At 61.2% G+C, this 17,270-nt stretch carries 22 protein-coding genes; 5 read left to right on the top strand and 17 right to left on the bottom strand.

What is annotated here, in order from left to right:
• The first annotated feature begins 9 nt into the window (after nt 1-9).
• Entirely contained in the window at nt 10-735 is a 726-nt protein-coding gene (gene trmB, locus CER19_RS19720; protein WP_003195101.1) for a tRNA (guanosine(46)-N7)-methyltransferase TrmB, read from the top strand.
• Nucleotides 736-873: 138 nt separating this feature from the next.
• On the opposite strand, the gene CER19_RS19725 is transcribed toward trmB, so the two are convergent.
• The 9 genes from CER19_RS19725 to CER19_RS19765 all read right to left on the bottom strand — a co-directional run bounded on the left by CER19_RS19725 (nt 874) and on the right by CER19_RS19765 (nt 7,576).
• On the bottom strand, nt 874-1,197 hold the full coding sequence (locus CER19_RS19725; RefSeq protein ID WP_034133991.1) for a DUF3392 domain-containing protein: 324 nt from the start codon (nt 1,195-1,197) through the stop codon (nt 874-876).
• Nucleotides 1,198-1,216: 19 nt separating this feature from the next.
• Nucleotides 1,217-2,419 carry a radical SAM family heme chaperone HemW gene (hemW, locus tag CER19_RS19730; protein WP_116667654.1) on the bottom strand — a complete coding sequence of 401 codons (1,203 nt, stop codon included), beginning with the start codon at nt 2,417-2,419 and terminating at the stop codon, nt 1,217-1,219.
• Nucleotides 2,416-3,012, bottom strand: coding sequence for an RdgB/HAM1 family non-canonical purine NTP pyrophosphatase (gene rdgB, locus CER19_RS19735; RefSeq protein ID WP_116667655.1), 597 nt, complete (start codon nt 3,010-3,012; stop codon nt 2,416-2,418). Before rdgB ends, hemW begins: the two co-directional genes overlap by 4 nt.
• The gene (locus CER19_RS19740) at nt 3,009-3,443 is read right to left on the bottom strand and encodes a DUF4426 domain-containing protein (protein WP_032894709.1); all 435 of its coding nucleotides are present in this window, start codon (nt 3,441-3,443) and stop codon (nt 3,009-3,011) included. Before CER19_RS19740 ends, rdgB begins: the two co-directional genes overlap by 4 nt.
• Nucleotides 3,444-3,464: 21 nt before the next feature.
• The gene (gene metW, locus CER19_RS19745) at nt 3,465-4,085 is read right to left on the bottom strand and encodes a methionine biosynthesis protein MetW (protein WP_003195091.1); all 621 of its coding nucleotides are present in this window, start codon (nt 4,083-4,085) and stop codon (nt 3,465-3,467) included.
• A gap of 7 nt (nt 4,086-4,092) precedes the next feature.
• A complete protein-coding gene (locus tag CER19_RS19750) occupies nt 4,093-5,232 on the bottom strand; it encodes a homoserine O-acetyltransferase (RefSeq protein WP_116667656.1) in 1,140 nt (379 codons plus the stop codon).
• Between the two features lie 192 nt (nt 5,233-5,424).
• Nucleotides 5,425-6,012, bottom strand: a complete 588-nt coding sequence (locus CER19_RS19755; protein WP_116667657.1) for a YggT family protein — start codon at nt 6,010-6,012, stop codon at nt 5,425-5,427.
• A gap of 25 nt (nt 6,013-6,037) precedes the next feature.
• Nucleotides 6,038-6,856 carry a pyrroline-5-carboxylate reductase gene (proC, locus tag CER19_RS19760; RefSeq protein ID WP_116667658.1) on the bottom strand — a complete coding sequence of 273 codons (819 nt, stop codon included), beginning with the start codon at nt 6,854-6,856 and terminating at the stop codon, nt 6,038-6,040.
• Between the two features lie 33 nt (nt 6,857-6,889).
• Nucleotides 6,890-7,576, bottom strand: coding sequence for a YggS family pyridoxal phosphate-dependent enzyme (locus tag CER19_RS19765; protein ID WP_116667659.1), 687 nt, complete (start codon nt 7,574-7,576; stop codon nt 6,890-6,892).
• Between the two features lie 57 nt (nt 7,577-7,633).
• On the opposite strand from CER19_RS19765, the gene CER19_RS19770 reads away from it, so the two are divergent.
• Nucleotides 7,634-8,668: a type IV pilus twitching motility protein PilT gene (locus CER19_RS19770; protein ID WP_116667660.1), complete on the top strand. Its 1,035-nt coding sequence runs from the start codon at nt 7,634-7,636 to the stop codon at nt 8,666-8,668.
• A gap of 140 nt (nt 8,669-8,808) precedes the next feature.
• On the opposite strand, the gene CER19_RS19775 is transcribed toward CER19_RS19770, so the two are convergent.
• A complete protein-coding gene (locus CER19_RS19775) occupies nt 8,809-9,447 on the bottom strand; it encodes a C40 family peptidase (RefSeq protein WP_116667661.1) in 639 nt (212 codons plus the stop codon).
• A gap of 249 nt (nt 9,448-9,696) precedes the next feature.
• Here CER19_RS19775 and CER19_RS19780 point away from each other — a divergent pair, with 249 nt between their 5' ends.
• Nucleotides 9,697-10,125, top strand: coding sequence for a TM2 domain-containing protein (locus CER19_RS19780; protein WP_020301920.1), 429 nt, complete (start codon nt 9,697-9,699; stop codon nt 10,123-10,125).
• A gap of 132 nt (nt 10,126-10,257) precedes the next feature.
• On the opposite strand, the gene CER19_RS19785 is transcribed toward CER19_RS19780, so the two are convergent.
• The 7 genes from CER19_RS19785 to gshB all read right to left on the bottom strand — a co-directional run bounded on the left by CER19_RS19785 (nt 10,258) and on the right by gshB (nt 16,201).
• Nucleotides 10,258-11,529, bottom strand: a complete 1,272-nt coding sequence (locus CER19_RS19785) for a dihydroorotase (protein WP_034128939.1) — start codon at nt 11,527-11,529, stop codon at nt 10,258-10,260.
• Nucleotides 11,526-12,530: an aspartate carbamoyltransferase catalytic subunit gene (locus CER19_RS19790; protein ID WP_014720325.1), complete on the bottom strand. Its 1,005-nt coding sequence runs from the start codon at nt 12,528-12,530 to the stop codon at nt 11,526-11,528. The genes CER19_RS19785 and CER19_RS19790 overlap by 4 nt, the downstream gene beginning before the upstream one ends.
• A 24-nt stretch (nt 12,531-12,554) precedes the next feature.
• On the bottom strand, nt 12,555-13,061 hold the full coding sequence (gene pyrR / locus CER19_RS19795; protein ID WP_116667662.1) for a bifunctional pyr operon transcriptional regulator/uracil phosphoribosyltransferase PyrR: 507 nt from the start codon (nt 13,059-13,061) through the stop codon (nt 12,555-12,557).
• Nucleotides 13,062-13,209: 148 nt separating this feature from the next.
• The gene (gene ruvX, locus CER19_RS19800; protein WP_116667663.1) at nt 13,210-13,647 is read right to left on the bottom strand and encodes a Holliday junction resolvase RuvX; all 438 of its coding nucleotides are present in this window, start codon (nt 13,645-13,647) and stop codon (nt 13,210-13,212) included.
• A complete protein-coding gene (locus CER19_RS19805) occupies nt 13,647-14,216 on the bottom strand; it encodes a YqgE/AlgH family protein (protein ID WP_060763957.1) in 570 nt (189 codons plus the stop codon). Before CER19_RS19805 ends, ruvX begins: the two co-directional genes overlap by 1 nt.
• Nucleotides 14,217-14,264: 48 nt before the next feature.
• Nucleotides 14,265-15,170, bottom strand: a complete 906-nt coding sequence (locus CER19_RS19810) for an energy transducer TonB (protein ID WP_116667664.1) — start codon at nt 15,168-15,170, stop codon at nt 14,265-14,267.
• A gap of 77 nt (nt 15,171-15,247) precedes the next feature.
• A complete protein-coding gene (gene gshB, locus CER19_RS19815) occupies nt 15,248-16,201 on the bottom strand; it encodes a glutathione synthase (protein ID WP_116667665.1) in 954 nt (317 codons plus the stop codon).
• A gap of 239 nt (nt 16,202-16,440) precedes the next feature.
• On the opposite strand from gshB, the gene pilG reads away from it, so the two are divergent.
• Nucleotides 16,441-16,848 carry a twitching motility response regulator PilG gene (gene pilG / locus CER19_RS19820; RefSeq protein ID WP_014720321.1) on the top strand — a complete coding sequence of 136 codons (408 nt, stop codon included), beginning with the start codon at nt 16,441-16,443 and terminating at the stop codon, nt 16,846-16,848.
• 46 nt (nt 16,849-16,894) lie between these two features.
• Nucleotides 16,895-17,260 carry a twitching motility response regulator PilH gene (gene pilH, locus CER19_RS19825; RefSeq protein WP_014720320.1) on the top strand — a complete coding sequence of 122 codons (366 nt, stop codon included), beginning with the start codon at nt 16,895-16,897 and terminating at the stop codon, nt 17,258-17,260.
• The last annotated feature ends 10 nt before the right edge of the window (nt 17,261-17,270 follow it).

Consider the following 17,270-nt stretch of genomic DNA (forward strand, 5'->3'; position numbering starts at 1 on the left):
GAGCTATTGATGACTGAATCAAACGAAACGCCGAACACCGTGGAAGAGGGCGACGAGTCCAAGCACCGCCGCATCAAGAGTTTTGTGATGCGCGCCGGCCGCATGACCGAAGGCCAGCAAAAGGGCCTGGAACAGGGCACGCCGCTGTTCGTGTTGCCCCTGGCCGACGCGCCGGTGGACTATGACCAAGTGTTCGGCCGTTCGGCCCCGCGCTCCCTGGAAATCGGTTTCGGCATGGGCCATTCCCTGCTGGAAATGGCCGCAGCCGCGCCGGAGCAAGATTTCATCGGTGTGGAAGTCCACCGCCCAGGCGTTGGCGCACTGCTCAATGGTGTGCTGACCCAAGGCCTGAAAAACCTGCGGGTCTACGACTGCGACGCGATTGAAGTGCTCAACCGCTGCATCGCCGACAACAGCCTCGACCGCCTGATGCTGTTCTTCCCCGACCCATGGCACAAAGCCCGTCACCACAAGCGCCGTATCGTCCAGGCCTCCTTCGCGGAACTGGTGCGCAGCAAGCTGAAAGTCGGCGGCATCCTGCACATGGCGACCGACTGGGAACCGTACGCGGAGTACATGCTGGAAGTGATGAACGTCGCCCCCGGCTACCGCAACCTGGCCGAAGACGGCAAATGCGTGCCACGCCCGGCCGAGCGGCCGATCACCAAGTTCGAACGCCGTGGCGAGCGATTGGGGCATGGGGTGTGGGATCTGAAGTTCGAGAAGCTGGCCTAAACAGTCATCAGCTTGAAACGCAATCAAATGTGGGAGCTGGCTTGCCTGCGATAGCATCACCTCGGTATCACTGATACACCGAGGTGTCTGCATCGCAGGCAAGCCAGCTCCCACATTTGTTTTGTAGTGCCTGCTGGGTCAGCGGCGGTCTGCTACCACGCCAATCAACACCAGCACCACCACCAACACCGGCGCCAGGCTGTAGTTATTGAACTGGCTCAACCCCCGCACAATCCACGGCGTAGCGTAGATCAACGCCGCACCGCTGCCGATCAGGCACAGCAGGGCCATCAAGGGTACGCGCAAGGCGCCCGCGATGCTGCCCAGGCGCGCTTCGACCCAGCCCTTGATGTCGGCGCCGAACAGCACCAGCAAACAGCCCACAAGGGCCAATGAGATTTCCGACAGGTTGCTACGGCTCCAGCGGGATACGGTGGCGAGCAGGTCGAGTACCAGATCCATTCGATTTCCTTAAGAGCTATCAGCTCAAAAACTTCTGCAACAGGTCATTGAGAAAGAGTTGCCCGCGATCGGTGGCCGCCAGGCGTGACGGTTCGACCTGCATTAATCCACTTTGTTCTGCCTCGCGGCGGCCTTCGTCGAGGCTCGCCAGGTCAAGGCCGGTGCGCTCGGCGTAGAGCGTGGCATCAACCCCTTCGGTGAGGCGCAGCGCGTTCATCAGGAACTCGAACGGCAGTTCATCGTTGGTCAGTTCTTTCGCGCCGGCCTGGAAGCTTTTGGCCGGGTTGAGGTAGTCCTTCGGTGCACGGGTTTTCCAGGTGCGGATGATGCGCCCGTCCGGGTGGCTGAGCTTACCGTGGGCGCCGGCGCCTATGCCGATAAAGTCGCCAAAGCTCCAGTAATTGAGGTTGTGCCGCGCCGGCCGCCCTGGTTGGGCGTAGGCCGAGACTTCATATTGTGCGTAACCGTGTTCGGCGAGCAGTGCCTGGCCGGCTTCCTGGATATCCCATAGCGTGTCGTCTTCCGGCAGCGCGGGTGGCTGGTTCCAGAACACGGTGTTGGGTTCCAGGGTCAGTTGGTACCAGGACAGGTGCGTCGGCTTGAGTGCAATGGCCTGGCGCAGGTCGCCTAAAGCGTCCTCCAGGGACTGGTTGGGCAAGCCGTGCATCAAGTCCAGGTTGAAGTTATCGAACCCGGCCTGGCGCGCCATACCGGCTGCGCGCACGGCTTCATCGCCATTGTGGATGCGGCCCAGAGCTTCAAGCTTGTCTTGCTGGAAGCTCTGGATGCCGATGGACAGGCGATTGATCCCCAGCTTGCGGTACGCCACGAACTTCTCTTGTTCGAACGTCCCGGGGTTGGCTTCCAGGGTGATCTCGATATCCGCAGCGAACGGAATACGGGCTTCAACGCCTTTGAGCAAGCGGCCCAAGGCGGCGGCGCTGAACAGGCTGGGCGTGCCGCCACCGAAGAAAATCGAGCTCAGTTCCCGGCCATAAACGGCGTGCAGGTCTTGATCCAGATCCGCCAGCAATGCGTCCACATACTCTTCCTCCGGTAGCACTTTGCTGGCAGTGTGGGAGTTGAAGTCGCAATACGGGCATTTGCGCACGCACCACGGGATATGGATGTACAGCGCCAGGGGCGGCAGATGGGGCAGGGCCGCCCGTGGTGTTTGCGCGCCACCGTGGATCAGCGGCTGCGCAGAGGTGTTCTGGGTCATTTCAAGCCCAGGCGCTGGCGCAGCAACGCCATGGCGCGGGCGCGGTGGCTGATCTGGTTCTTGTCGGCCGGGCTCAGTTCGGCGCTGGAGACATTGCGCTCCGGCACCCAGAACAGCGGGTCATAGCCAAACCCATGTTCACCGCTGGCGGCTTGCAGGATGCGCCCGTGCCAAAGACCTTCGCACAGAATCGGCAACGGGTCATCGGCATGTCGCACCAGGGCCAATACGCAAACGAACTGCGCGCCGCGCTCGGCCTCCGGCACGTCCTTGAGGGCGTCGAGCAGCTTGACGTTGTTGGCTGCGTCGCCCTGGCCGTCGGCGTAACGGGCCGAGTAGATGCCAGGGGCGCCGCCGAGGAAATCCACGGCCAGGCCCGAATCGTCCGCCAGGGCCGGCAGGCCGGAGATACGCGCGGCATTGCGAGCCTTGAGGATGGCATTCTCGACGAACGACAGGCCGGTCTCTTCCGGTTCGACCTGGCTGAACTCGCCGATCGAACGCAGTTGTACAGAGTCGCCAAGCATGGCTTGCAGTTCTTTGAGTTTGCCGGCGTTGTGGCTGGCGAGTACGAGTTGAGTCAGGTTCATCATTGGGCAGGGAACAGTTCTTGGTTGAATTGGAAGCCGTGGGCCTTGCCGCCGGTTTCAACGTTGATGGTGAAGGTCTTGTATTCCCGTTGCGTCACGGTGTAGGGCGCGAGGTAGCTGATGCCGCCTTTTTCTTCGATCTGCTTGAACGTCAGGATCTCGCTTTTGCCGCCCAGGTCTTTGATGGTACCGGTGACTTGCGCGGCCACTGGGCTTACGCCCTTGATCACGGTCACGTTGATCAAACCCTTCTCCTTGCTGCGCACCACGCCGACTTTTTGGGCGGTCTCGGGTGGCAGGAAGCTTGAAGTGAAGGTGTTGTAATGAACGGTGATATCGCCGAAGTCTTTTTTGCGATTAGCGTCAATAGTGTCGGCGGCCATGGCGCTGGCGCCCAGGCATGCGGTCAATAGAAAAATAGCCAAACGACTCATGAACGTCCCTCTTGAAGATGATTAGACGGCAACTTTGTGGTCGGTCAGGCCAGGACTGCTGACCCGGTAGATACCAATTTCGCCCAACAGGTTGGGCCATAGCTTACTCGCCCAGCCGTGGCGGTGCTGTTGATCGACGGCAAGGCGGTTGATCACCTTGGCTTCACGCTCGCCACACAGGGCTTCGAAGTCTTCGAAGGTGCAAAAGTGGATGTTCGGCGTGTTGTACCAGGTGTACGGCAGGAAGTCGGAGACCGGCATGCGCCCCTTGGTGGCCAGGTACCAGCGGCAGCGCCAGTGGCCAAAGTTGGGGAAGGTGATGATGCATTGGCGGCCCACGCGCAGCATTTCGTCGAGGATGCGGTCCGGGTAGTGCACCGCTTGCAGGGCTTGGGTCATCACCACGATATCGAAGCTGTTGCTGGCAAAGTTGCCCAGGCCCTTGTCCAGGTCCTGCTCGATCACGTTGATGCCCTTGGCCACGCACTGGGCGATGTTGTCCGGGTCGTTTTCCAGGCCGTAGCCGGTGACTTGCTTGTGGTCGCGCAGCCAGCTCAGCAGTTCGCCGTCGCCGCAGCCCAGGTCGAGCACGCGGCTGCCGGCGGGGATCCAGTCTTGGATGATTTCCAGGTCGGCTCTCATGGCGTTCTCACAGTGCGATTCGGTTCATGTAGTTGCTAAAGGCCTGCAGGTAACGTGGGATCGGAATCAGGAAGGCGTCGTGGCCTTGCGGTGCGTCGATCTCCAGGTAGCAGACGTCTTTCTTGGCGGCCATAAGGGCATCCACCAGCTCACGGGAGCGGGCCGGCGAGAAGCGCCAGTCGGTAGTGAATGACATCACGCAGAACTTGGCCGTGGCGTGCTCGAAGGTTTTCGCCAGGTCGTCGCCGTGGTTGGCGGCCGGGTCGAAATAGTCCAAGGCCTTGGTCATCAGCAGGTAGGTGTTGGCGTCGAAACGCCCCGAGAATTCCTCGCCCTGATAACGCAGGTAGCTCTCCACCTGGAACTCGACGCTGTGGAAGTCGTAGTTGAGCTTCTCGCTCTTGAGGCCACGGCCGAATTTCTCACCCATGGAATCGTCGGACAGGTAGGTAATGTGGCCGACCATTCGTGCCAGCATCAGGCCGCGCTTGGGGATCACTCCGGCTTCCTGGAACGAACCGCCGTGAAACTCGGGGTCGGTGAGGATGGCCTGGCGTGCCACTTCGTTGAAGGCGATGTTCTGCGCCGACAATTTGGGCGCCGAGGCGATGGCCAGGCAATGACGCACGCGGTCCGGGTATGTGATGGTCCATTGCAGGGCCTGCATGCCGCCCAGGCTGCCGCCAATCACGGCGGCCCACTGGCTGATGCCCAGCAGGTCGGCGAGGCGTGCCTGGCTGTGCACCCAGTCCTCTACCGTCAGCACGGGGAAGTCGGCGCCGAACGGCTTGCCGGTTTCCGGGTTGAGGCTGCTGGGGCCGGTGGAGCCGTTGCAGCCTCCGAGGTTGTTCAGGCTGACCACAAAGAACTTGTTGGTGTCGATGGGCTTGCCGGGGCCGATGCAACTGTCCCACCAGCCGGGCTTGCGGTCGTCAACGCTATGGAAGCCGGCGGCGTGATGATGGCCGGATAAGGCATGGCAGATCAGCACGGCGTTGCTCGCCGTGGCGTTCAGTTGGCCGTAGGTTTCGTAGATCAGGTCGTAGGCTGGCAACGAACGGCCGCAGGCCAGGGCCAGCGGTTCGCGAAAGTGCGCCACTTGTGGCACGACCAGTCCAACAGAATCGGGGGGGAAGGCAGTTGGCATCGACCCTGCTCTCGTTTAAATGAGGCGTAAGTCTAAAGAGCGGGGACCCTAGCGGCAAGCAAAGGTCGGGGGGGTAAGCGCATTGCTTTGTGTAGGAGCGAGCTTGCTCGCGAAAAACCTGAGAACGCAGTTGGGTATCAGGTTTCCCGCGTTATCGTTCACGTTCTTCGCGAGCAAGCTCGCTCCTACAGGTCAGATCAGGCCAAACAACTCTTTTGGCATGTAGGCAAAGTACGCCAGGCGCGGAATCACCCAGCTTTGCAGCAGCTGAATCACGATAAACGCGAAGATCGGCGAGATATCCAGGCCACCCAGGTTCGGGATCAGGCGACGGAAGGGTGCCAGCACTGGCTCGGTGATTTGAGCCACCAATTCGGCACCTGGGCTACGGCTGCCCGGTGCGACCCAGGAGAAGATCACGCTGATGATCATCGACCAGAAAATGATCTTCAGGAACAGCGAGAATATCCCGATCAGGCCCCATGGCAACAGCAGCACGGTGAAGGCCTGGTAGCCATTGAGCATCAAGATCACCACGAACAGCAAAATCTGCAGCAACAGCGCCAGCACCAGCGACGACATGTCCAGGCCGAACAGGCTCGGGATCACTCGGCGCAGCGGCTTGAGCAGCGGTTGGGTGGCCTTCACCACGAACTGGCACAGCGGGTTGTAGAAGTTCGCGCGCACCAGTTGCAGGATAAAGCGCATCAGCACGATCAGCAGGTACAGGCTGCCCAGGGTCTGGATGATGAAAATGGCAGCGTCATTGATTCCGAGCATGTTTGATTACCTTGGTAAGGGACGACTATTTGCCCAGTTGCTCAGCCATCTCGGCTGAACGGTGTGCGGCGGCACCCAGTGCTGTTTCCACCAGGGCTTCAAAGCCCCCGGCCTGGAACGACTCGATGGCCGCTTGTGTGGTGCCGCCCGGCGAGGTGACGCGCCGGCGCAGTTCGGCGGCATCCACTTCGCTGCCGACCGCCATTTTCGCGGCGCCCAGGGCGGTTTGTTCCGCCAGTTGTTCGGCCACGTCGTGGGGCAGGCCCAGCTTGACGCCGGCGGCCGTCATGGCCTCGATCAACAGGAAGAAATAGGCCGGGCCGCTGCCGGAGACGGCGGTGACCGCGTCCAGTTGCTGTTCCTGCTCCAGCCACACGGCGATGCCCACCGCAGACAGCAGTTCCTGGGCCTGGTCACGTTGCTGCGCGGTGACTTCGCCGGTGGCATACAAACCGCTGACGCCCTGGCGCAGCAGCGCTGGGGTGTTGGGCATGCAGCGCACGATGGGTTGGGCACCGAGCCAGTGGGTCATGCTGGCACAGGTGATGCCCGCGGCAATCGACACCACCAGTTGGTGAGGTTGCAGGCTCGGGCGCAGGCTCTCGCACACAGCCTTCATGGCCTGGGGCTTGACCGCCAGCACGATCACATCGACGCCGTGGATGGCCTCGGCGTTATCGGCGAAGGTCTGGATGCCGTGTTCGGCGCTGACGCGCTCGCGGGTCTCGACGCCCGGGTCGCTGGCGCGGATCTGCTCGGCGTCCAGGCCCTTGGCCCGCAGGCCACCGATCAGGCTGGCCGCCATGTTACCGGCGCCGATAAAGGCAATACGCGTGTTGCTCATGACAGGTCCTTATTTTGAGGGATGTCAGCCATTTCACGGCTGGCCGTAGTCGCGGGCACCAAACAGGGCGGTACCGATCCGCACCCAGGTGGCGCCTTGGGCAATGGCCGACTCAAGGTCGTGGCTCATGCCCATGGAAAGTGTGTCCAGCGCCAGGTTCAAGCTGGCTTGCAGGTCGCGCACCGTGGCAAACGCGGCATCCTGTTCCGCCCGGTCTTGCGTCGGCTCGGGAATCGCCATCAAGCCCCGCAGCTTCAAACGCGGCAGGGCGCTGATCGCAGTGGCCAGGGCCGGCAGGTCGGCGGGTGTGCAGCCGGACTTGCTGGCTTCGCCGCTGATATTGACCTGGATGCAGATATTGAGCGGCGGCAGGTCGGCCGGGCGTTGTTCGGACAGGCGTTGTGCGATTTTCAGGCGGTCCACGGAATGCACCCAAGCGAAGTGCTCGGCGATGGCGCGAGTCTTGTTCGATTGAATGGGGCCGATGAAGTGCCAACTCAAGGGCAGGTCGGTTAAATCCGCCTGTTTGCCCAGGGCTTCCTGCAGGTAGTTTTCGCCAAAGTCGCGCAGCCCGGCGGCATAAGCTTCGCGCACTGCCTGCGCGGGTTTTGTCTTGCTCACGGCCAGCAGGTGGATGCTGCTTGCGTCACGTTGCACGGCGTCGGCTGCGGCGCGGATGCGCTGGCTAACCAAGCCGATGTTGTCTGCTATCGTCGACATTCAAGATGCGCCCGTGGATATGGAGTCCGCGGCATTCTACTGGAAATGGAAAGCCCTATGGATATCACGCAATTGCTGACGGCCAGCGTAAGCCGAGGCGCCTCAGACCTGCATCTGTCAGCCGGCCTGGCACCGATGCTGCGCATCGATGGCGAGGTTTGGCCCCTGGATGGGCCGGTGCTGAACGCTACCCAAGTGGTCGACTTATTGAGCCCTTTGCTGAATAAACATCAACAAAAGGATTTCGAAACATCTCTTGAAACGGATTTTGCCTTCGAGTTACCAGGCGTCGCCCGGTTCCGGGCGAACGTGTTCCGCCAGGATCGCGGCGTGGGTGCGGTGTTCCGGGCTATTCCAACCGAGATCAAGAGTCTGGAAGACTTGGGGTTGGGCGAGGTTTTCCAGCGTATCGCCCTGTTCCCTCGCGGGCTGGTACTGATCACCGGGCCTACGGGCTCGGGCAAGTCCACCACCCTGGCGGCGATGATCGACTACCTGAACCGGTATCGACGCCAGCATATTCTCACGCTGGAAGACCCCATCGAGTTTATCCACAGGCCGAAAATGGCCTTGGTCAACCAACGCCAGGTGCACCGTGATACCCATAGTTTCTCGGTGGCCCTGCGTTCGGCCCTGCGCGAAGACCCTGATGTGATCCTGGTGGGTGAGCTGCGCGACCTGGAAACCATCCGCCTGGCGCTGACGGCAGCAGAGACCGGGCAGCTGGTGTTCGGCACCCTGCACACCTCGTCGGCGGCAAAGACGATAGACCGGCTGGTGGATGTCTTCCCGGCCGGGGAAAAGGCCATGGTGCGCTCGATGCTGTCGGAGTCGTTGCAGGCGGTGGGGTCCCAGGGGTTGGTGAAGAAGGTGGGCGGTGGGCGTGTGGCGGCCCATGAAATCTTGCTGGGCACCCCGGCGATTCGTAACTTGATCCGCGAAAACAAGGTGGCGCAGATGGTTTCGGCTATTCAGACCGGTGGGGCGTTGGGGATGAAGACCCTGGATATGAGTTTGAAGGCGTTGGTCGGCGCGGGGCTGGTCAGCCGGGAAGAGGCGCGGGAGAAGGCGAGGGTACCGGCAGATATCTAGATCGGCAGGTCGGCCCGGAAACAAATGTGGGAGCGGGCTTGCTCGCGAATACGGTGTGTCAGACGACGAATAGGCTGACTGATATACCGCATTCGCGGGCAAGCCCGCTCCCACATTCTCTACTGCATTGCAGTGTTAAATCAGCGCTGCACGATCCGCAGGTTGCTGTTCTGCTCTTTAGGCAGTACCCGCTTGGCGATCACGTAGTTTTTGTTCCAGAACGGCTTTTTCAGCGTGTCGATGCTCACTGACTTGCCACGGCGCGGTGCGTGGATAAAGCGGTCATTGCCCAGGTAGATGGCAACGTGGTTGACCTGGCGGCTCTTGAGTTTGAAGAACAACAGGTCGCCCGGTTTCAGGTCCTTGCGGTCTACCTTCAACCCATGGCCGGCCGCCATGGCGTTGGAGGTGCGTGGCAGGTCCACCGCTTTTACATCGTTAAATGCATATTTCACCAGCCCGCTGCAGTCGAACCCTTTACTTGGGCTGCTGCCGCCCCAACGATAAGGTGTACCGAGCACGTTGACGGCACGGCTCAAGACGTTGCTGCTTTGCTTGGTGTTCACGGCCAGCTGGGTGGAAAGCGCTTTGCCGTTGGCCTTGCTCAGTTGAGTCGGGCGGCTGACAGTCGGCTTTGCCGTTTTGGCAGTGCTGGGCGTGCTATGGACTTTAGGGGTGAAACCGTTAACGTTCGGAAGTCGTTGCTCACGATTGGTGGCGTGGGCGGCCAGTGGCATTAATAGGCAAATGGTTAGCCATGTCTTGAAAAATGGTCGCATTAGGCGTGGCTCTTATGGGTTTGCGCGCAACTTTATAACAGCTTTTTGTGCTGTTCTCAGGCCGTTTGTCGACTGAACCTTGGGGTCAAATTCAGGAAAAACGCGACGATTCGCCGCAATTGTCCTACACAAGGCAGGCGGTACAAGGCTTTGAGGGCAGGAAGATACCATTTACCGTACGTCGGGCGCCCGTAAAAAAGTCACAAAGAAAATGAAAAAATTTATCTATCGAAGCAAAAGAGGTCCTTCATGAACACCTATCAACAGGTTGGTCAGCAGCACGACACCCACAGTAAGGCGATTGGTTACCTGCTGTGGATTTTCGGTTTTACCGGGGCTCATCGCTTTTATTACGGCAAGCCCGTGACCGGTACGATCTGGTTTTTCACTTTCGGCTTGCTGGGTATTGGCTGGCTGATCGACTTGTTCCTGATCCCGGCCATGGACCGTGAGGCCGACCTGCGTTTTACCGCTGGGCCCATCGAATACAACGTGGCCTGGATTCTGTTGGCATTCCTGGGCGTGTTTGGTGTGCACCGTATGTATCAGGGCAAATGGATCACCGGCCTGATCTACCTGCTGACCGGTGGTTTGTTCCTGATCGGGGTGTTGTATGACTTCTGGACGCTGAACACGCAGATCTCGATCCGCAATGCCGAGCGCAACAGCGGGCGCTGAATTCCTAGGCATACACATAAGCAAGTGTGGGAGCGGGCTTGCTCGCGAATGCAGTAGATCAGTCAAATAAATGTCGACTGACACTCCGCATTCGCGAGCAAGCCCGCTCCCACAGTTTTTTGCGTGCCCGCTTCAAGCCTGGTAGCTGATCCGCCCATCCATCAAGGTATACCGCACCGTCGCCGGCAGGCTGTGGCCGATGAACGGGCAGTTTTCGCCCTTGGACAACCAGCGCTCCCCGGCCACCGTCGAGCTTGCCAGGTCGAACAGCACCAGGTCTGCCGGTGAGCCCACCGCCAACTGGCCCGCTGGCAAGCGCAGGGCCTCGGCCGGGCCGGCGCTCAGGCGTGCCAGCAGTGTCGGCAAGTCCAGCAAGCCGTCTTCCACCAGCGTCATCGCCAATGGCAGCAACAACTCCACGCTGCTGATGCCCGGCTCGGTCGCGCCAAACGGTGCCAGCTTGGCGTCTCGCTCGTGAGGTTGGTGATGGCTGGAAATCGCCGACACCACACCCGACTTCACCGCCGCACGCAAGCCGTCACGGTCTGCCTTGGTGCGCAGCGGGGGCTGTACGTGGTACAGGCTGGAGAAGTCGATCAGCGCCTCATCCGTCAGGATCAGTTGGTACAGGGCGACATCCGCAGTTACCCGCAAGCCACGGGCCTGGGCCTGGGCGATCAGAGCCACGCCCCGGGCGCTGGTCAACTGGCTGAAATGCGCACGCACGCCGCTTTGTTCCACCAGCAACAGGTCACGGGCGAGGGCCACGGTTTCTGCGGTTTCCGGAATGCCCGGCAGGCCGAGGAAGCTCGCCACTGCACCTTCATGAGCCAGGCCGCCTTCGGCCAGGTCGCGGTCTTGGGAATGGAAGATCACCGTCAAGTCGAACGTGGCCGCGTATTCCAGGGCGCGGCACAAGGTGCGTGTGCTGCGAAAGCTTTCCAGGCCATTGCCGAAAGCCACGCAACCGGCGTCACGCAGGGCGATCAATTCGGCGAGTTGCTCGCCATCCAGGCCCTTGCTCAAGGCGCCAATGGGAAACACTTTGCAATTGCCGGCTTCGCGGGCGCGGTCAAGGATCAGCTCGGTCACAGCAGAAGTGTCCAATACCGGCTTGGTATTGGGCGGGCAACACAGGCTGGTCACGCCACCGGCTGCCGCGGCTTGGGTTTCGCTGGCGATGTTGCCTTTGCGACTGTAGCCCGGTTCACGCAGGGCGACATTCAGGTCCACCAGCCCAGGTGCGGCCACCAGGCCCTTGGCGTCAATGCTCTGGCCGGCGTTGAAGCCTGCGGGGGCGGCGCCGATGGCGACGATCTTGCCGGCGTCTAGGTGTAGATCGGTAACTTGGTCCAGGCCACTGGCCGGGTCGATGACTCGGGCGCCGAGAATGCTGAGCTTCACTGGGCCTGCTCCTGCTCGAATTGACGTTGCGCGGTTTGCCCGCTCATGGCCATGGACAGCACGGCCATGCGCACGGCGATGCCGTAGGTCACTTGGTTGAGAATCACCGATTGTGGGCCGTCGGCCACCGCCGATTCAATTTCCACGCCACGGTTGATCGGCCCCGGGTGCATCACGATGGCATCCGGCTTGGCCTTGGCCAGGCGCGCCGTGGTCAGGCCGAACAGGCGGTAGAACTCACCTTCGCTGGGCAACAATCCCCCAGCCATGCGCTCGCGCTGCAGGCGCAACATGATCACCACGTCCACATCCTTGAGGCCCTCGGCCATGTCGGTGTAGACCTTCACGCCATACTGTTCGATACCGATGGGCAACAGGGTCTTGGGCGCGATCACGCGGATATCCGGGCAACCCAGGGCCTTGAGAGCCAGCATGTTCGAACGTGCCACCCGCGAATGCAGGATGTCGCCGACGATGGCCACCGAGAGGTTTTCAAAGCTGCCCTTGTGCCGACGAATGGTGAGCATGTCGAGCATGCCCTGGGTCGGGTGCGCGTGACGGCCGTCGCCGCCATTGATGATCGCCACGTTCGGGCACACATGCTCGGCGATGAAATGCGCAGCGCCGGAGTCGCCGTGGCGTACCACGAACATGTCGGCCGCCATGGCTTCCAGGTTGCGCAGGGTGTCGAGCAGGGTTTCGCCCTTGCTCGCCGACGAGGTGGACACGTTCAGCGTGATCACATCGGCCGACAGCCGCTGGGCCGCCAGTTCAAAGGTGGTGCGGGTGCGGGTGGAGTTCTCGAAGAACACGTTGCAGATGGTTTTGCCGCGCAACAGCGGGACTTTCTTCACTGCCCGGCCACCGACTTCCAGGAACGAGTCGGCGGTGTCGAGGATTTCGGTGAGCAACTCGCGGGGCAAACCGTCGAGGGACAAGAAGTGTTGCAACTGGCCCTGAGCATTGAGCTGCAGCGGGCGCTTGGCATCTAGAGGCGTCATCGCGGGGACTCTTTACAAGGCGGTTTAAAGGGCAAGGTCTTGCAGTTCGAGTTCGAGCGGCGTGGGACCGGACAATTTTACCCGCTGCTGGGGGGCAAGCGACAGGGTCGCGCCCACGACGTCCGGGCTGATCGGCAGTTCGCCGGCATCCAGGTCCAACAGGCACACCAGGGTGACGCTGGCCGGGCGGCCATAGTCGAACAGCTCGTTCAGGGCGGCGCGGATGGTGCGGCCGCTCATCAGCACGTCGTCGATCAGTACCAGGTGCTGGCCTTCGATCTCGAAGGGCAGGGCCGATGGGCGCACTTGTGGATGCAGGCCGTTCTGGCTGAAATCGTCGCGGTAGAAGGACACGTCCAGGGTGCCCAGAGGCGAATCGCTACCCAGTTCTTCCAGCAATGCTTGGGCCACCCACACGCCACCGGTGCGTATGCCGATAAAACGCGGTTCGCTGATGGCGCGGTGTTCCAGGTGCGCCTTGAGGCGTATCGCCATCTGGCTGATCAGTTCGGCAGGGTTCGGCAAGCTCATGGTGGCTCCTTGTTAAGTGTGTAGGAGCGAGCTTGCTCGCGAAAAACGTCAACGATAACGCGTGAAAACCTGCAAGTGCGCGGTGCCTGTGAGTTCTTCGCGAGCAAGCTCGCTCCTACAAAAACGGCATAGCAGCAAGCCGCGTCAGTCAGGATTCAAATAAAGCGGTGTTTTCATCCAGCCACCCCTGCAACAGCAAGGCGGCGGCGATGGCGTCCACCGGGTTGTCGCGGTAACTGCCTTTTTGCCCGCCACGGTCACGGCGTTCACCCTTGGCTTCAAAGGTGGTGAGGCGTTCGTCGTGGGTATAGAAGGGCAGGTTGTAGCGGCCATTGAGGCGGCGTGCGAATTTCTCGGCGCGCAGGCACATGTCGCTCGGGGTGCCATCCATGTTCAGGGGCAGGCCGACCACCACTGCGTCGGGCCTCCACTCTTTAATCAGGGCTTCGACCTGGTTCCAGTCCGGCACGCCGTTCTGGGCCTTGAGGGTGCACAGCTCGCGGGCCTGGCCGGTGATGACCTGGCCAACCGCTACGCCGATCTGTTTGGTGCCGTAGTCAAAGCCGAGGATCAGACGCAAAGCCATCAGGCGTGCCCCGCCTGGCTGGTCAGCAGGCTGAGGTTGACCCGCAGCTTGGCTGCTGCCGCTTCCAGGCGCAGTTCGCTGGCGGTGTTGAACAGGATGTCAGCGTCGAACGGGCAGGTCAGCCAGGCATTGCTGGCCAGTTCGGCCTCCAGCTGCCCGGCTTCCCAACCGGCGTAGCCCAGGGTGATCACACTTTGCTCAGGGCCGACGCCGTCGGCGATGGCGAACAGCACGTCCTGGGACGTGGACAGTGACACCCCCTCAAGGTCTACCGTGGCCTGGAACGTCGGCCCGGTGGGGTGCAGTACAAAACCGCGATCGGTCTGCACCGGCCCGCCGATGTAGATCGGCACACCCTGGCAGCGGGCCGGCGGGTCGATTTCCGGGCGCAGTTGCTCAAGGATATCGGCCAGGTTCAGCTCCTGCGGGCGGTTGACCACCAACCCCATGGCACCATTGGCCGTGTGCTCGACAATGTAGGTCAAGGTCTGCGCAAAGTTCGGGTCGGCCATATGGGGCATGGCGATCAGGAATTGGTGCTTGAGGTAGGTCGGGCTGACGTTTTTCATGTCCGCTAGTGTGGCGTTGGAGGGGCGAACTGACAAGTGCGGGCGCGATCAGTTGCTGGACAACCGGTCGCCCTTGGCAAACCGCCAGGTGCGGATTATTTCCAGGCGGTCCACGTCGTTCAAGTCGCCGCTGAACGGCGCAAAGGGCGCGGCCAGGCGCACGATGCGTTGCGCGGCCTGGTCCAGCAGCGGCTGGCCGGAGGACTCCAGCACCTGCACTTCATACAGCGAGCCGTCACGGTTGATCGACACCAGCAAGCGCAAGTTGCCATAAATCTGCTGGCGTCGTGCCTCGTCCGGGTAATTGAGGTTGCCGATGCGTTCGACCTTCTTGCGCCACTCGTCCTTATACCAGGCGCCTTTGTCGCGCATGGTCGAGGCCGCATTCAGGCGGTAGATGCGCGGGCGCTTGGCATACAGCTGTTGTTCATGGGCCAGTTCGGCTTCGAGGCTGGAAATTTCGTCGGACAGCGTCGAACTGTCGAACGTCGGCGCAGGTTTCACCGGCTCGGGTTTGGGTTCGGTCTTGGCCTTTTCGCGCTGGGCCGGGGCTTTTTGCGGCTTGGGGGCGACGGTGGCCACCGCGGCCTTGGGCGTGGCCTGCTTGACCTCGGGCTTTGGCGCCGGCGGCGGGGTGACCTTCTTGACCTGGTTGTCGTGGAAGGGCGCCACTTCGGTGGTCTTGGGCACGGCTTTCTTGTCGAGGGTGCCGCTGCCTTGCTGGTTGTCCTGGGCGAGAAAGTCAGCCTTTTCGGGCTTCTTTTCGCTCTTGAACGTGGCGAGGGTGATTTCCAGGGTCTTGGTGATCTGCTTGGGTTCCACCAGGGTGAACCCCACGCCCAGGAGCAAGGCGAGGTGAAGCAGCGCAGCGAGAAACAGGGTAAAACCGAGACGATCAGCCGGGCGCACGCCGCTATGGGTGAGTTCGGGGGGCAGATCGGACGGGAGTGTCATGACAAGAAAACCAACATCGCGCGTTTCACAGGTGGCGCATGATAACGCAATGTTGGTGTGTGTCCGGCTGTTCTATGTCACTTGGCTTTTAGCTTGCGCTCAATGGCGGCCATCAGCATTTCGCCGATGTTCGTGCCAAATGCATTGTCGATCTCGCGAATACAGGTCGGGCTGGTGACGTTGATTTCAGTGAGGTTTTCACCAATTACGTCGAGTCCGACAAACAGCAGGCCTTTTTCCCGCAGGGTCGGGCCGACTTGAGCGGCGATCCAGCGGTCCTTGTCCGACAACGGCCGCGCTTCACCGCGACCACCGGCGGCCAGGTTGCCACGGGTCTCGCCGGCTGCCGGGATACGCGCCAGGCAGTAATCCACCGGCTCGCCGTCGATCATCAGGATGCGCTTGTCGCCGTCCTTGATTGCCGGCAGGTAGGCCTGGCCCATGATCTGCTGGGTGCCCAGGGCGGTCAGGGTCTCGAGGATCACCGACAGGTTCGGGTCGCCGGCGCGGTGACGGAAGATCGAGGTGCCGCCCATGCCGTCCAGCGGCTTGAGGATCACGTCGCCATGCTTGGCGGCGAATTCACGCAGTACATCGGCGCGGCGGCTGACCACGGTCGGTGGCGTGCACTGCGGGAACAGGGTGGCGAACAGCTTTTCATTGCAGTCGCGCAGGCTTTGCGGCTTGTTGACGATCAACACGCCCGCACGTTCGGCCTGCTCCAGCAGGTAGGTGGAATACACAAACTCCATGTCGAACGGCGGGTCCTTGCGCATCAGGATCACGTCGAGGTCGCTCCGCGGGCTGTCGATTTCGTCAGAAAGCTCGAACCACTTCTCGGGGTTGGCGAACACCTGCAGCGGGCGCATGCGTGCGCGGGCCTCGCCGTCACCCTGGTAAAGATCGCGCTGCTCCATATAGAACAAGGTCCAGCCGCGGGCCTGGGCGGCCAGGAGCATGGCCAGCGAACTGTCCTTTTTATAGGAAATGCTGGCGATAGGGTCCATGACAATGCCGACGCGAACGCTCATGGGGGATTTCCTCTAGCAAATTGGGGCGCATAAAAGTGGCGTCAGAGTGGCGCTGCGGCTGTTGTGGGTCAAGGAAAAACCACTGGGCGGGTGCCTCGATAGATTGCGCCAGGAGACTGTGCTAAAAAGGCTGGCACGGCGCAGCAGCCCTTGAATTCCAAGGCTTGCGGCGTTCATCCTGTGCAACATCAGGCAGTACACACCGAAAACCGATTCGCTGTGGCGATGGTAGAGCAGATATGGAACAGCATTCCAACGCCTTGAAGGTGATGGTGATCGACGATTCGAAAACGATCCGCCGCACCGCCGAGACGCTGTTGAAGAACATGGGGTGCGAGGTCATCACGGCGATCGACGGTTTCGACGCCCTGGCCCGTATTGTCGATCATCACCCGCACATTATCTTTGTCGACATCATGATGCCGCGCCTGGATGGCTACCAGACCTGCGCCCTGGTGAAGAACAACCCGGCGTTCAAGTCGATCCCGGTGATCATGCTGTCCTCCAAGGATGGCCTGTTCGACAAGGCCAAGGGACGCATTGTGGGTGTCGATCAATTTTTGACCAAGCCTTTCAGCAAGGAAGAACTGCTGGGGGCGATCAAGGCTTATGTGCCTGGGTTCGCCGCAGTAGAACAAGCACACTGACGCCGCCTCACGAGGGCTGGCGCCGACCAATGTAGCGGGGAAAACCATGGCACGTGTTCTGATCGTCGACGATTCGCCGACTGAAATGTACAAACTCACCGGCATGCTGGAAAAGCATGGCCACCAGGTGCTCAAAGCCGAGAACGGCGCGGACGGCGTGGCCCTGGCCCGCCAGGAAAAGCCCGACGCGGTGCTGATGGATATCGTGATGCCTGGCCTCAACGGCTTCCAGGCCACGCGCCAGTTGTCCAAGGAGCCGGAAACCAACGGTATCCCGATCATCATCATCACCACCAAGGACCAGGAAACCGACAAAATCTGGGGCGCACGCCAGGGCGCCAAAGACTACCTGACCAAGCCTGTGGATGAAGAAACCCTGATCGCCACCCTGAACAAGGTGCTGGCCGGCTAAGGCTTGCGAT

The sequence above is a fragment of the Pseudomonas sp. GL93 genome, from assembly GCF_003408955.1.
GTDB classification, from domain to species: Bacteria; Pseudomonadota; Gammaproteobacteria; order Pseudomonadales; family Pseudomonadaceae; genus Aquipseudomonas; species Aquipseudomonas paracarnis.